The 14,297-nt window shown below is 72.1% G+C and carries 11 protein-coding genes; 5 read left to right on the top strand and 6 right to left on the bottom strand.

Annotated elements, in window-relative coordinates; all coding sequences use genetic code 11:
* Positions 1-17: 17 nt before the first annotated feature.
* From ACZYRU_RS02720 to icmF, 3 genes are all read right to left on the bottom strand, one after another.
* Positions 18-1,283, bottom strand: coding sequence for an RNA polymerase sigma factor (locus tag ACZYRU_RS02720; RefSeq protein WP_488955540.1), 1,266 nt, complete (start codon positions 1,281-1,283; stop codon positions 18-20).
* Positions 1,284-1,334: 51 nt separating this feature from the next.
* Positions 1,335-1,700: a YciI family protein gene (locus ACZYRU_RS02725; protein WP_488955541.1), complete on the bottom strand. Its 366-nt coding sequence runs from the start codon at positions 1,698-1,700 to the stop codon at positions 1,335-1,337.
* Between the two features lie 205 nt (positions 1,701-1,905).
* Positions 1,906-5,076 carry a fused isobutyryl-CoA mutase/GTPase IcmF gene (gene icmF, locus ACZYRU_RS02730; RefSeq protein WP_488955542.1) on the bottom strand — a complete coding sequence of 1,057 codons (3,171 nt, stop codon included), beginning with the start codon at positions 5,074-5,076 and terminating at the stop codon, positions 1,906-1,908.
* An 84-nt stretch (positions 5,077-5,160) separates the two neighbouring features.
* On the opposite strand from icmF, the gene ACZYRU_RS02735 reads away from it, so the two are divergent.
* On the top strand, positions 5,161-5,664 hold the full coding sequence (locus ACZYRU_RS02735) for a MarR family winged helix-turn-helix transcriptional regulator (RefSeq protein WP_488955543.1): 504 nt from the start codon (positions 5,161-5,163) through the stop codon (positions 5,662-5,664).
* Between the two features lie 7 nt (positions 5,665-5,671).
* On the opposite strand, the gene ACZYRU_RS02740 is transcribed toward ACZYRU_RS02735, so the two are convergent.
* Both ACZYRU_RS02740 and ACZYRU_RS02745 read right to left on the bottom strand, forming a co-directional pair.
* Positions 5,672-6,622, bottom strand: a complete 951-nt coding sequence (locus tag ACZYRU_RS02740) for a vWA domain-containing protein (protein ID WP_488955544.1) — start codon at positions 6,620-6,622, stop codon at positions 5,672-5,674.
* A gap of 145 nt (positions 6,623-6,767) precedes the next feature.
* Positions 6,768-8,378, bottom strand: a complete 1,611-nt coding sequence (locus ACZYRU_RS02745; protein WP_488955545.1) for a sigma-54-dependent Fis family transcriptional regulator — start codon at positions 8,376-8,378, stop codon at positions 6,768-6,770.
* A 166-nt stretch (positions 8,379-8,544) separates the two neighbouring features.
* Between ACZYRU_RS02745 and ACZYRU_RS02750 the strand changes: the two genes are divergently transcribed.
* From ACZYRU_RS02750 to ACZYRU_RS02765, 4 genes are all read left to right on the top strand, one after another.
* Positions 8,545-9,657, top strand: a complete 1,113-nt coding sequence (locus ACZYRU_RS02750) for an NDMA-dependent alcohol dehydrogenase (protein WP_488955546.1) — start codon at positions 8,545-8,547, stop codon at positions 9,655-9,657.
* On the top strand, positions 9,657-10,580 hold the full coding sequence (locus ACZYRU_RS02755) for an AAA family ATPase (RefSeq protein ID WP_488955547.1): 924 nt from the start codon (positions 9,657-9,659) through the stop codon (positions 10,578-10,580). Before ACZYRU_RS02750 ends, ACZYRU_RS02755 begins: the two co-directional genes overlap by 1 nt.
* 176 nt (positions 10,581-10,756) lie before the next feature.
* Positions 10,757-11,521: a vWA domain-containing protein gene (locus tag ACZYRU_RS02760; protein ID WP_488955548.1), complete on the top strand. Its 765-nt coding sequence runs from the start codon at positions 10,757-10,759 to the stop codon at positions 11,519-11,521.
* Positions 11,522-11,603: 82 nt separating this feature from the next.
* Positions 11,604-13,112, top strand: coding sequence for an aldehyde dehydrogenase family protein (locus tag ACZYRU_RS02765; RefSeq protein ID WP_488955549.1), 1,509 nt, complete (start codon positions 11,604-11,606; stop codon positions 13,110-13,112).
* On the opposite strand, the gene ACZYRU_RS02770 is transcribed toward ACZYRU_RS02765, so the two are convergent.
* On the bottom strand, positions 13,093-14,106 hold the full coding sequence (locus tag ACZYRU_RS02770) for an AraC-like ligand-binding domain-containing protein (RefSeq protein ID WP_488955550.1): 1,014 nt from the start codon (positions 14,104-14,106) through the stop codon (positions 13,093-13,095). The genes ACZYRU_RS02765 and ACZYRU_RS02770 overlap by 20 nt on opposite strands.
* Between the last annotated feature and the right edge of the window lie 191 nt (positions 14,107-14,297).

Genomic DNA, 14,297 nt, shown 5'->3' on the forward strand with positions numbered 1-14,297 from the left:
GGCGGGACCGGGAGCGGTCAGGTGGTGCCGCGGGCCTGTGCTGCCCGGCGCTCCAGCAGGGTCCGCTCGTCGCCGTTGCGGGTACGACGAGCGGCCTCGTCGAACTCCTCCGCCGCCTCCGCGTGCCGGCCGGTCCGCTCGAGCAGGTCGCCGCGCACGCTCGGCAGCAGCGGGGAGTCGCGCAGTGCGTCGGCCGGGAGCGCCGCGAGGACGGCGAGGCCGGCGTCCGGGCCGGCTGCCCTGCCGTGGGCGACGGCGCGGTTGACCTCGACGACGGGACCGGGAGCGGCGGCCGCCAGGACGTCGTACAGACGGGCGATCCGGGGCCAGTCGGTGGCCGCGGCCGTCGCGGCCTTGGCGTGCTCGGCGGCGATCGCGGCCTGCAGGTAGTAGCGGCCGATCGGCACCCCGCGCGCGGCGATCTCCTCGGCCCGGCGCAGGGCGGCGAGGCCCCGTCGGACCAGCAGCGCGTCCCAGCGGGTGCGGTCCTGGTCGTCGAGGAGGACCGGAGCGCCGTCGGCGTCGGTGCGGGCCGGGAGCCGGGAGCCCTGCAGCTCCAGCAGGGCCTGCAGGCCGTGCACCTCGGGCTCGTCGGGTGCGATGCCCGCGAGCAGGCGGGCCAGCCGGATGCCCTCCTGCGCCAGGTCGGGGCGGGTCCAGTCGTCACCCGCCGTGGCGACGTACCCCTCCGTGAAGACGAGGTAGACCACCGCCATCACGTCGTCGAGGCGCTGCGTGCGCTCGGCGCCGGTCGGCAGCTCGAGCTCGGCGCCGGCCTCGGTGAGCGTCTTCTTGGCCCGCGAGATCCGCTGGCCCATCGTGGTGCTCGGCACGAGGAAGCCGCGGGCGATCTCGTCGGTGGTGAGGCCGCCGACCAGGCGCAGGGTGAGCGCGGCGCGGGACTCGGGGGTGAGCGCGGGGTGGCAGCAGAGGAAGACCAACCGCAGGACGTCGTCCTCGATGTGGTCGACCTGGGACTCCAGGTCGGGCATCGGGCTCACCTCCTCCGCGGCATGGCCGAGCTCCTCGGTCTTGCGACGCAGCGTCTCGGCGCGCCGGATGTGGTCGATACCGCGGCGCTTGGCGGTCGTCATCAGCCAGGCGCCCGGGTTGTCCGGTACGCCGGCCGACGGCCACTGCTCGAGGGCGGCGACCAGTGCGTCCTGCGCGAGGTCCTCGGCGAGGTCGACGTCCCGGGTCATCCGGGCGAGCGCACCGACCAGTCGGGCCGACTCCTGCCGCCAGGTGGCGGTGATCGTGTCGGCGGTGGTGGCGTCGGCCATGCGGCCAGCCTAGAGCTGGCCGCACGGCAACGACGTCGGTGCGGGTGGTGCTCAGGCGTCGGCGGCCTCGGGCGGAGCCTCCGAGATCTGCCGCAGGGTCGCGACCATCTTGCAGTCGGGCCAGTGCTTGGCGTGCAGGTCGGCGAACTCCTCCTGGTTGGCGATCGCCTCCTCGAGGGTGTCGTACTGCAGCAGCGCCCAGCCGCCCACGGCCTCGCGGGCCTCGGCGTACGGGCCGTCGACCCGGGTGACCTCGCCGGTGCGGACCACGAAGTTGATGGCGTCCTCGAGCCCGAACAGCCCGCCACCGTCGAGGAAGTGGCCCTTCTGGGCCTGCTCCCCGATGTAGACGTCCATCGCGTCGAACAGCGCCTGCGGCGGGTTGCCCTGTCCCTCTTCCATTCGCACGAGTCCCATGAAGCGCGGCATCTTGATCAGTCCTTCGGTTCGTTGGTGGGTGACTTACGAACCTACGTCGTACGGGATCGGCCGGCTTCGACATCACCCCGGAAAATGATTCATCACGGGATGTAGGCGAGCCGTCACTTCCCGTGTGGAACTCCGCAGGGGAAGTGACGGCTCGCCTACATCCCGTGATGAAGCCGCAGCCAGCCGGGCCCGATTACACGTTCCTGCGGTACTGCCCGCCGACCTCGAAGAACGCCTCGGTGACCTGACCCAGCGAGCACACCCGGGCGGCGTCCATGAGGACGGCGAAGATGTTCTCGCCGCTCGTGGCCGCCTCGCGGAGGCGGGCGAGCGCGGCGGTGGCGTCGTCGGTGTGGCGGGCCTGGAAGTCGCGGAGCCGGACCAGCTGGGACTCCTTCTCCTCCGTGGTGGCGCGAGCCAGCTCGATCTCGTCGGGCGTGCCGTCGCCGGCGTCGGGGGCGCGGAAGGTGTTGACGCCGATGATCGGCAGGGTGCCGTCGTGCTTGCGGTGCTCGTAGAGCATCGACTCGTCCTGGATCCGGCCGCGCTGGTAGCCGGTCTCCATGGCGCCGAGGACGCCGCCGCGCTCGGAGATCCGGTCGAACTCGGCGAGGACGGCGGTCTCGACCAGGTCGGTGAGCTCGTCGACGACGTAGGAGCCCTGGAGCGGGTTCTCGTTGGAGGCCAGGCCCCACTCGCGGTTGATGATCAGCTGGATCGCCAGGGCGCGGCGCACCGACTCGGTCGACGGGGTCGTGACGGCTTCGTCGTAGGCGTTGGTGTGCAGCGAGTTCGCGTTGTCGTAGATCGCGATCAGCGCCTGGAGCGTGGTGCGGATGTCGTTGAAGTCCATCTCCTGCGCGTGCAGGGACCGGCCCGACGTCTGCACGTGGTACTTCAGCTTCTGGGAGCGCTCGTTGGCGCCGTACCGGTCGCGCATGGCGACCGCCCAGATCCGCCGGGCGACCCGGCCGATCACGGTGTACTCGGGGTCCATGCCGTTGGAGAAGAAGAACGACAGGTTGGGCGCGAAGTCGTCGATGTCCATGCCGCGGGCGAGGTACGACTCGACGTACGTGAAGCCGTTGGCGAGGGTGAACGCGAGCTGGCTGATCGGGTTCGCCCCGGCCTCGGCGATGTGGTAGCCGGAGATCGAGACCGAGTAGAAGTTGCGGACCTGCTGCTGGATGAACCACTCCTGGATGTCGGCCATGCAGCGCAGCGAGAACTCCGTGGAGAACAGGCAGGTGTTCTGGCCCTGGTCCTCCTTGAGGATGTCGGCCTGGACGGTGCCGCGGATCGACTTGATCGCCTCGTAGGGGTCGATGCCGCGCTCGCGGGCCTGGTCCATCGCGGTGTTGAGGTAGAACGCCAGCACCGTCGGGGCGGGGCCGTTGATCGTCATCGACACCGACGTCGTGGGGGAGAGCAGGTCGAAGCCGTCGTAGAGCGCCTTCATGTCCTCGAGCGTCGCGACGGAGACGCCGGACGTGCCGACCTTGCCGTAGATGTCGGGGCGCTCGTCGGGGTCACGGCCGTAGAGCGTGACCGAGTCGAAGGCGGTCGACAGCCGGGTGGCCGGCTGGCCCTCGGAGAGCATCCGGAAGCGCTTGTTGGTGCGGAACGGGTCGCCCTCGCCCGCGAACATGCGGGCCGGGTCCTCGTCGGCGCGCTTGAACGGGAAGACGCCCGCGGTGAAGGGGAAGTGGCCCGGGAGGTTCTCGCGGCGCCAGTAGCGGACCAGCTCGCCGTGGTCGGCGAAGCGGGGTACGGCGACCCGCGGCACCCGGTTGCCGGAGAGCGACTCGCGGCCCTTGGTCGCCGTGTCCTCGTCGTACGACGCCACGGTCGCGGGCCACGCGGCCAGCTGGTCGCGTACGTCGAGCGGCAGGTCGTCGTTGGCCCGGGCCGCAGCAGCAGCGAGGTCCTCGATCTCGGCGAGCTCCTCGGCCACGGCGGCGAAGCGCTGCGCCCGGCGGGCCTTCTCGACGAGGGCCTCGGTGTCGGCGTGGTAGCCGCGCACGGTCTCGGCGATCTCGGCGAGGTAGCGCACCCGGTCGGCGGGCAGCACGGTCTGGATCCGGGTCGACTTCTTGCCCTCGACCGGCGCGAGCAGGCCCTCGCCGGCGGCCAGGCCCTGGCCGGCGAGGAGGCCACGCAGGAACTGGTAGAGCGCGGTGACGCCGTCGTCGTCGAAGGTGGCGGCCGACGTACCGAAGACCGGCATGTCGGCGGGCTGCTTGCCGAACGCCTCGCGGTTGCGGACCATCTGGCGGCCCACGTCGCGCAGCGCGTCCTCGGCGCCGCGGCGCTCGAACTTGTTGATCGCGACCGCGTCGGCGAAGTCGAGCATGTCGATCTTCTCCAGCTGCGACGCGGCGCCGAACTCCGGCGTCATGACGTAGAGGGAGGTGTCGACGAAGGGCACGATCGCCGCGTCGCCCTGGCCGATGCCGGGCGTCTCGACGACGACGAGGTCGAAGCCGGCGGACTTGAGAACGGTGAGCACGTCGTCGAGGTGCTCGGGCACCTCGTGCGCGCCGCGGGTGGCGAGGCTGCGGAAGTAGACCTGGTTGCGGTCCAGGCCGTGGCCGGTCAGGTCGAGGCTGTTCATCCGGATCCGGTCGCCGAGCAGCGCGCCGCCGCCCTTGCGCCGGGTCGGGTCGACGGCGAGCACCGCGACGCGGACCTTGTCCTGCTGGTCGATGCGCAGGCGTCGTACGAGCTCGTCGGTGAGGCTGGACTTGCCGGAGCCGCCGGTGCCGGTGATCCCGAGGACGGGTACAGCGTGGGCGGCCGCGGCCTCGGAGAGCTGGTCGAGCAGCGCCCGGTCGAGCCGGCCGAGCTCGGCGCCGGTGATGGCGCGCGCGAGCGCCGCGCGGTCGCCGCTGAGGACCTGCTCGGCGGTGACGCTGCCGGTCTCCCACAGGTCGGTGTCGCACGCCGCGACGACGGTGTTGACCATGCCCGGCAGGCCGAGCCGCTGGCCGTCCTCGGGGGAGAAGATGGTGACGCCCGACTCGCGCAGCCGGTTGATCTCGTCGTGGACGATGACGCCGCCACCGCCGCCGACGACCTTGATGTGCCCGGCGCCGCGCTCGCGGAGCAGTTGGGTGAGGTACTCGAAGTACTCGACGTGCCCGCCCTGGTAGGACGACACGGCGATGCCCTGCACGTCCTCCTCGATCGCGGCCTCGACCACCTCGGCGACCGAGCGGTTGTGCCCGAGGTGGATCACCTCGCAGCCCTGGCTCTGGAAGATCCGCCGCATGATGTTGATCGAGGCGTCGTGGCCGTCGAACAGGCTGGACGCCGTCACCAGGCGGACGGGGTGCTGCGGGACGTGCAGGGCGTGCTCGGGCATCGATCCTCCAAAACTCCTTGGATCTCCGATAATAGGACGTCCAAGTAATCTGGAAAAGTCCTCGGATGCCCTAATGTCTGGCGCATGCCTGAGTCCCGCCTGCCGTTCGACCCGATCGACCGTGCCGGCGACCTGTGGGAGGAGCACTTCGGCGACGCGACGGCCATGCGCCTGGCCACGTCGGTGATGCGGGTCCAGCAGCTGATGATCGGGGCGCTCGACGCCGCGCTGAAGCCGTTCGGGCTGACCTTCTCCCGTTACGAGGTGCTCGTGCTGCTGCTGTTCAGCCAGCACGGCTCACTGCCGCTGAGCAAGATCGGTGAACGGCTGATGGTCCACCCCACCTCGGTCACCAGCGCGATCGACCGCCTCGAGGCCCAGGGGTACGTCGTCCGCGTGCCCGACGAGGCCGACCGCCGCCGTACCCTCGCCCGGCTCACGCCCGAGGGCCGCTCGACCGTGCGCCGGGCCACCAAGGCGGTCACCGCGATCGACTTCGCGGTGACCGGCCTCAGTGGCGACCAGCAGTCCGACGCCTACGACCTGCTGCGCCAGGTCCGGCAGGCCTCGGGCGACTTCGCCGGCTGACCGGCGCCTACTTCTTCGCCTTGCTCTGGCTCACCTGCGTGGTGACGGTGACCTGCGGTGCGCCCGAGCCGGCGGCGGTGTTCTTGACGACGAAGGTCAGCTTGCCCGGGACCAGCTTGGTCACCTTGATGACCAGGTAGGTCGCACCGCCCTTGGTCTTGATCTTGAGCGGGTGACCCTTGGTCGCGACGACCCGGCCGTGGCGCTGGATCTTGACCTTCTTGATCTTGAACGCGTCGAGCGGGCTGGTCCAGGTCAGCGTCAGCTGCGCGGACCGCGACTTCCGCTTGATCTTCACGCCGTGGTGCTTCGAGGCACCCGCTGCGACGGTGTCGACGAAGGTCTTGGGCGGCGACTGGCAGGTCAGCCGGGTCTGGATCTCGTTCATCACCGGCTGCAGTGCCTGCGCGTCGGGGAGGGCGAAGTACTGACCGCCGGTCTCGGCCGCGATCTGCTGGAGCCGGGCCTGGTCCTCGGGCGCGGCGAGTCCGGGGCTGAAGCCGATGACGTACGTCGGCGTCTGGGCCTGCGGGGCCGGGTTGAGGTGGGTGTTGAGGTAGGCCCCGGCGTTGTGACCACCGTCGGTCAGGAAGATCCGGACCGAGGCGCCGGGGTTGACCGCCCGCGCCGAGTCGAACGCCAGGTTGTAGTCCGTACCGCCGTTGTCCGCCTGGACCAACGTGTCGAGCGAGGCCTTCATCGCTGCCGCGTTCGGCCCGACGGCCGCCGGCGCGAAGACGTTGTCCTCGACGGACCCGAACTCGGTCGCGCCGAGGATCCGCGAGGGGGCCAGTGCGTCGATGAGCAGGTTCATCGCCTGGACCCGGAGCCGGTTCGGATCGGTCAGCGACATCGACCCGGAGTCGTCGATGATCGCCTGGATGTTCGCGGCCGGCGTGCACGCCGCGGCCGCGGTTCTCGCGGCGGTTGCTGGTGCGGGCCCGACGAGGGCTGTCACGGCCAGCCCTCCTGCCAGTGCCCATGTCACGGCTGTGCCCGGAGTACGCATGCTGGTCCCTTTCGGTTGGCGTCACGGCATCGTCCAACGCGCCGAGGGAGGGGAACATCACCGAAATCTGGGGTATCCGGCCAGTGCTGGAGGCTCAGTAGACCGTGATCCGCAGCGCCCGCATCTTCGCGTAGAGCGTCGTGCGGGAGATCCCGAGTGCCTGCGCGGCCTTCACCTTGTTGCCGTCGTGCTCACGCAGCGCCGCGACGATGACGGTGCGCTCGGCCCGGTCGATGGGGGCGAGGGGGCGCGCCGGCTCCTGCGTCCGGTAGGCCTCGGGGAGCTCGTCGACGACCACGGCGCCGGTACGACGGCGGCGTACGACGTGCTCGACGACGGCCCGCAGCTCCCGCAGGTTGCCGGGCCACGGCTGCGAGGACAGCGCGCCGAGCGCACCTGGCGTGAAGTGGAGCGACGGGTCCGCGCCGAGGTCGACGAGCATCGCGCGGACCAGCTCGGGGATCTCCTGCGGCCGGCTGGCGAGCGGGGTCAGCTGGCGGCGTTCGGTGCACTCCCCGGCAAGTCCGGCGGCCCGGCCGGTGAGACCGTCGAGGGGACCGCTCACCAGGACCAGCCGGGGTGCCCGGCGCTCGGCGAGGTGGGCGGCGACCAGGTCGACCAGGTCGTCGGGCAGCAGGTCGACGCCGTCGATGCAGACCGACCCCTGTCCCGCGCGCACCAGGGCGCCGAAGTTGCGGGCCCACACGTCGGAGCCGTCGAGCAGTGCCGACGCGGCGCTCAGCACGGTCACCGGCTGGGCGCCGGCCAGCCGGCGGGCCTCGGTCGTGCGGCCCGAGCCGGGCGGGCCCGCGACCAGCAGGGGAGCGAGGGTGGGGAGCACGGCGGTGGCGGGGCGGAGGCGCCGGGGCTCGCGGTGCGGGTCGACGTGGAGCAGTGCGCCGCCGCGGGCGCCGCCGACCCGGGCCGCCTCGACCCGGACCTCCAGGCCGGACTCGAGGGTGAGCTCGATCGACGCCTCGCTGCGTACGTCGGAGGCGAGCATCCGCAGCAGCGCCACGTCGGTCGACCCGAGCAGGTCCGCAGCGGCCTGGTTGGACATCAGCAGGTCGTTGCCGATGGCGACCACGGCCCGCCGGCGGCTGGCTGCGGCCTGGAAGGCCGCCAGCAGCTGCTTCTCGGAGACCCGGCTGCCGTCCAGCAGCCGCTGCTCGATGTCGGCGACCGCGCGGGCCACCAGGGCCGGCAGCAGCGGGCTGGCCTCCTCCATCAGTGCCGTGATGTCGAGGACACCCTCGATCCGGCGGGTGGTCGGGTGGAAGATCGGGTGGCCGTAGCAGCTGAACCGGCGCAGGGCGACCGCGAAGTGCTCACGGCCGTTGACCGTGATGCTGGTCCGGGTCTCCAGCACCGTGCCGAGCGCGTTGGTTCCGACCGCCTCCTCGAGGAGGGAGGCGCCGACGTCGACCCCGAGGTTGTCGAAGGCCCGGCGGGCGCCGCTGTCGCCGCACCAGCGCTGGGCGATCCGGCCGTCGCGGTCGACGAGGAGGGTGCCGAACATGGTGCCCTCGAGCTGCTCGTTGAGCTCGTCGAGCACCGGCGACGCCGCCACCTGCAGGGGGGTGGTGTGGTCGACGTCGCCGTACGTGAGGTGGTCGAGCGCCGAGCCCGGCGTCAGCCCGGCGAGCTCGGCGCGCCGCCAGGACTCCGCGATCGGGTCACGGAGGTCGTGCGCCTCTGTTGTCACGCGTCCTCCATCCGTCGGCTGATCCGCTCCACGTGGCGGCCGTCACAGTATGCGGACGAGGGTTGGGAGGCGGTTGTCCAGTTTCTGAACACTCGCGCGCGGCCGGTCTTGCGAGTGTGGCGGGCGTCACCCCAGCCGTCCCAGGCGCGAGAGCAGGAGAACCCTCATGAAGACCAAGGCCGCAGTCGTCTACGAGACCGGCAAGCCGATCGTGATCGAGGAGCTGACCCTCGACAAGCCCCGCGAGGGCGAGGTGCTGATCCGCTACACGCACGCCGGACTGTGCCACTCCGACGTCCACATCGCCCACGGCGACCTGGAGGCCCGGCTGCCGATGGTCCTGGGCCACGAGGGCGCCGGCATCATCGAGGAGGTCGGCCCCGGCGTCACCCGGGTCAAGGTCGGCGACCACGTCGTGTGCTCGTTCATCCCCAACTGCGGCACCTGTCGCTACTGCGCCAACGGTCAGCAGTCGATCTGCGACATGGGCGCCACCATCCTCGACGGCTACCTGCCCGGCGAGCGGTTCCCGATCACCGGCCCCGCGGGCCAGTACGGCGCCATGTGCATGCTCGGCACCTTCAGCCAGTACGGCGTCATCCACCAGAACTCCTGCGTGAAGGTGGACGACGACCTCCCGCTGGAGAAGGCGGTCCTGGTGGGCTGCGGCGTACCCACCGGCTGGGGCGCGGCCGTCAACACCGCCGAGGTCAAGGCCGGCGACACCGTCGTGATCATGGGCATCGGCGGCATCGGCATCAACGCCGTCCAGGGCGCCGCGCTCGCCGGCGCCAAGAACGTGATCGCGATCGACCCGCTCGCCAACAAGCGCGAGAAGGCGATGGAGCTCGGCGCCACGCACGCCTTCGAGTCCGCCGAGCTGGCGATGGAGACGATCACCAACCTGACCCGCGGGCAGATGGCCGACTCGGCGATCCTCACGCCCGGCCTGATGACCTCGGAGATCGTCGCCGACGGCTTCAACGCGGTCGGCAAGGGCGGCAAGGTCGTGCTCACCGGCCTCAACAAGCTGGAGGAGATGAACATCCAGCTGCCCGGGTCGATCCTCACCCTCTTCCGCAAGGAGCTGCGCGGGAGCCTCTTCGGCGACTGCAACCCGACCGTCGACATCCCGCGGATCCTCGGGCTCTACCAGTCCGGCGACCTCAAGCTCGACGAGATCCTCACCCGCACCTACACCCTCGATCAGGTCAACGAGGGGTACGACGACCTCCTCAACGGCAAGAACGTCCGGGGCGTCGTCGTCCACGAGCACTGATGACCGCAGTGCTCGCGGCGCTCGCGGTCGTCGACCGGGCCCGGGAGACCGAGCTCCTCGAGGCGGCGCTGGCCAGTGGCGCCCACGTCGTCCTCGAGGGCCCTCCCGGCACCGGCAAGACCACCCTGCTGCGCCGGGTCGCCGCCGGCCGGGACCGCTCGTTCGCCCTCGTCGAGGGCAACGCCGAGCTGACCCCGGCCCGGCTGGTCGGCCACTTCGACCCCGCCCTGGTGCTGAGCCGCGGCTACCAGCCCGACGTCTTCGTCGACGGGCCGCTGCTCATCGCGATGCGCGAGGGCGGCCTGCTGTACGTCGAGGAGCTCAACCGGGTGCCGGAGGAGACCCTGAACACCCTGCTCACCGTGATGTCGGAACGGGAGATCGTCGTACCCCGGCTCGGTCCGGTCCGTGCGGCGCCGGGCTTCGCGGTCGTCGCCGCGATGAACCCGTACGACGCCGTCGGCACCGCCCGCGTCTCCTCGGCGGTCTACGACCGGACCTGCCGGATCGCGATGGGCTACCAGTCCGCGTCGGCGGAGGCACAGATCGTCGCGCAACGGGCGCCGGTGCCGTCCGACGACTGGCGGGATCGGGCGGTCGCGCTGGTGCGGGCGACCCGCGAGCACCCCGAGCTGCGGGTCGGCTCGTCGGTGCGCGGCACCATCGACCTGGCCGGGATCAACCACCAGCTGGCCCGGGCCCGCGACGTCGCCGAGGACGACTGGCAGGCCGGCCTCGACGCGGCCCTGGTCGCGCTGAGCGGGCGGGTGCGGGTGGACGAGGCGTCCACCCGGCGACCCGAGGAGGTCATCACCGAGCTCTACCGCACCCATTTCGGCGACCCGGCAGAAAGTGGCTCCGAATCCGATGCCGACCCGGCGCGAAATGGCACGCAGGAGGAGCCGAGCCCGGGGGGAGCCTGAGCCCGCCCCCGGTCGGGGCGGGCGACCCACCATCGGCGTCCCGGCGCGGCCGGCCGGACCGCACCAACGGCCGCGCCGAGCTGGCCCGCAACCCGCGCTTCCAGGAGCTCTCGCCCGAGGTCGGCGAGCTCGACGTCGCGGCGGTCGAGGCGGCTGTCGCCGAGGACCCGGACGACGTGCTGCCGTTGCTCGCGCTGATGAGCCGGGCCACGGACCCCGCGCTGCGGGCGCGGGTCCAGGCGCTCGTGCCGCGGCTGGTCATCGAGCGGGCGCGCAGCGGTCCGCACGGCCGGATCGGGGCCGGCCGGCTGCGCCCGACCCGCGCCGATCGGGGAGGCGACCTCGACCTCGACGCCTCCCTGGAGGCGGTCGCCGTGGCCCGTGGCGAGGGTCGCCCGCCGGCCCTCGACGAGTTGACCGCGTCGGTGTGGGAGCGGCCGGCGACCGCGCTGTGCCTGCTCGTCGACCGCTCCGGGTCGATGGACGGCCGGCGGCTCGCGACCGCGGCGATGGCTGCCGCGGCCTGCGCCCTGAGGTCGGCCGAGTCGGGTGGCGAGCTCGCGGTGGTGGCCTTCGACCGCCGTGCCGAGACGGTCGTCGCCCTCGGTACGGCGAGCCCGGCCCGTCGTACCGTCGAACGGGTCCTCGGGCTGCGTGGCCACGGGATGACCTCGCTCGACGCAGCGTTGCGGGCGGCGCGCGAGCAGCTCGCCGGCGCACGGGCTCGGCGCCGGATCACCCTGCTGCTCTCGGACTGCCGGGTCACCGACGACGTCGACCCGCTGCCGGCCGCGCGCGGGCTCGACGAGCTGCTGGTGGTCGCGCCGGCGTCGGACGACGACGAGGCCAGGCGGTTCGCCCGCGAGGCCGGCGCGCGGATGGCCTCGCTCGACGCGCTCGCCGAGCTGCCCGTCGTGCTCGACCGGCTGCTGGCGCCGTGAATGTCCAGAAGCTGAACACCGCCGCGGGGCAGGGCGGACGACGCTCGCACCGCACCGATCACCCATCCCTGACGGAGGAACCATGACCGACCTGCTCGTCCCCACCGACACCGCCGTGCTGCCCCAGGTGCGCGAGTGGCTGTCTCGCCCCAAGGGCCTGTTCATCGGCGGTGCCTGGGTGGACGCCGCCTCCGGCCGGACGTTCGAGACCCGTGACCCGGCCACCGGCCAGGTGCTCACCGAGGTAGCGCACGGCGAGGCCGCCGACGTCGACCGCGCCGTCCGGGCCGCGCGGAAGGCGTTCGAGGGGGAGTGGTCGCTGTGGACGCCGGCCCAGCGCCAGCGGCTGCTGTTCAAGATCGGCGAGGCGATCTACGAGCACGCCGAGGAGCTCGCCCAGCTCGAGTCGCTCGACAACGGCAAGTCCGCGGGCGTCGCGCAGGCCGTCGACGTCACCTGGGTCGCCGAGCTTTTCCAGTACTACGCCGGCTGGGCCACCAAGATCGAGGGCCGCACCATCCCGGTCTCGGTCCCGTGGGCGCCCGGCACCCAGTGGCACGCCTACACGCTGCGCGAGCCGGTCGGCGTCTGCGGCGCCATCGTGCCGTGGAACTTCCCGCTCCTCATGGCCGCCTTCAAGATCCCCGTCGCCCTCACCTGCGGCAACACGGTCGTGCTGAAGCCGGCCGAGGACACCCCGCTCACCGCGCTCCGCCTCGCCGAGATCATGGCCGAGTGCGGCCTGCCGGACGGCGTCTTCAACGTCGTCACCGGGTACGGCGAGGCCGGCGCCGCGCTGGCCGCGCACGACGACGTCGACAAGATCGCATTCACCGGCTCCACCGAGGTCGGCAAGCTCATCGTCGACGCCGCCAAGGGCAACCTGAAGAAGGTCTCGCTGGAGTTGGGCGGCAAGAGCCCGCAGGTCGTGTACGCCGACGCCGACCTGGACCTCGCCGTACCCGGCACCGCCTCCGGCTTCCTGTTCAACCAAGGCCAGACCTGCACCAGCGGCACCCGGCTGCTCGTCGAGGACCGGATCTTCGACGAGTTCACCTCGCGCGTCGCCGAGGTCGCGGCCGCCAGCAAGCTCGGCCCCGGACTCGACCCCACCACCGAGGTCGGGCCGCTCGTCTCGCAGACCCAGCTCGACCGGGTCCTCGGGTACGTCGACGCCGGCCTGCGCGACGGCGCCCGGGCGCTGACCGGCGGTCGCCGCCACGGCGACACCGGCTACTACGTCGAGCCCACGGTCCTGGTCGACGTCGACTCCTCCTTCAGCGTCTACCGCGAGGAGATCTTCGGTCCGGTCGTCGTCGCGACCCCGTTCAACGCGGAGCAGGGCGTGGCCGCGGCGGCCAACGACACGCCGTACGGACTGGCGGCCTCGGTCTGGACCCGCGACGTCACCAAGGCGCACCGCACCGCCCGCCAGATCAAGGCCGGCACGGTCTGGATCAACTGCCACAACGCCTTCGACGCGGCGATGCCGTTCGGTGGCTACAAGCAGTCCGGCTGGGGCCGCGAGCTCGGCGCGTCGGCGATCGACGCCTACACCGAGCAGAAGTCCGTCAACGCGCTGCTGGCCTGAGTCCCACGTCCCCGGGGCGGGCGTCGCCGGACGCCTGCCCCGGGGCCTCAACGTTCTCCACGCGCCACCGGCGGCGCAGGTCGGCGGGGGAGCTGCCGAACCGCTTCTTGAACATCCGGCTGAAGTGCGCAGGGTCGGTGATGCCCCACCGCTCCGCGATCTGGGCCACGGGCTCCTGCACGGTCGCCTGCAGCAGGTCGCGGCGCGCCGCCTGGAGGCGCTGCTCGCGGATGTGGCCGGCGACGGTGCTCCCGTCGTTGGCGAACAGCCGGTGGAGGTAGCTCAGCGACAGGCTGCAGGCCGCCGCGACGTCGGCCGGTGAGAGCCGCGGATCGCTGAGGTGCCGGGCGATGTGGGACTTTGCCAGCGAGAGGTTGACCGCGGGTGGACGCCCGGCGATGCCACTCTCGGACAGCAGCGCGACGTACATGCTGACCATCGCCTGCTGGAGCGCGAGCTGCTGCGCCGCGTCGGCGGTCGAGCCGTGCCGGGCCAGGGAGGCGAGCAGGGGCGCGACCGCCGCGGCGACGCCCTGTTGCGTGGGCAGCGCCCGGGCCGTCCAGCCGCGCTGGACGCGCTCCGGCACGGGCAGCAGCCGCTTGGGCATCAGGCAGATCGTGAACTGGAAGTCGCCCGCCGTGCGGAACCGGAACGGCCGTGAGCTGTCGTAGAGCAGCAGGTCGCCCGGCGCCATCGTCGCCGTCCGGTCGTCCTGCTCGACCAGCGTCTCGCCGTGGTCGAGCAGCAGCAGGTGGAGCACCTCGGGGTCGGCGGCGCCGATGTCGCGCTGGCGGCGCTCGAAGCCGTGCTGGGTGGCCCGGATCCGGCGCAGCCGCAGCTCGGCGACGTCGCCTCCGGCGACCCGGCCGCGCAGCACACCGCCGCCCGGCTCGACCGCCAGCGGCACGAACTGGTCGCAGACCGCGCTGCGCCAGTACTCCGGGCGCTGAGGAGCCGGCCGATCCGCGGCATTGATCTCGAACCACCCAGGCATGGAGCAACACTGCGCCCCGCCCGGGGGCCGGTCAACCCTCTTCCGCGGGTGGCGGCGTCCGGCATGGACCTGGCTCGCCTGCCCTTGGCTCTCCCTATCCATCAGGCTCCTCGACCCTCCACGGCCATTGACCGGGCCGTGCCGCCGGGCGTTCGCTCTGCCGCCAGGGAACGACGAAGAGGAGGAACTGC

This window comes from Nocardioides sp. F233, assembly GCF_057813895.1.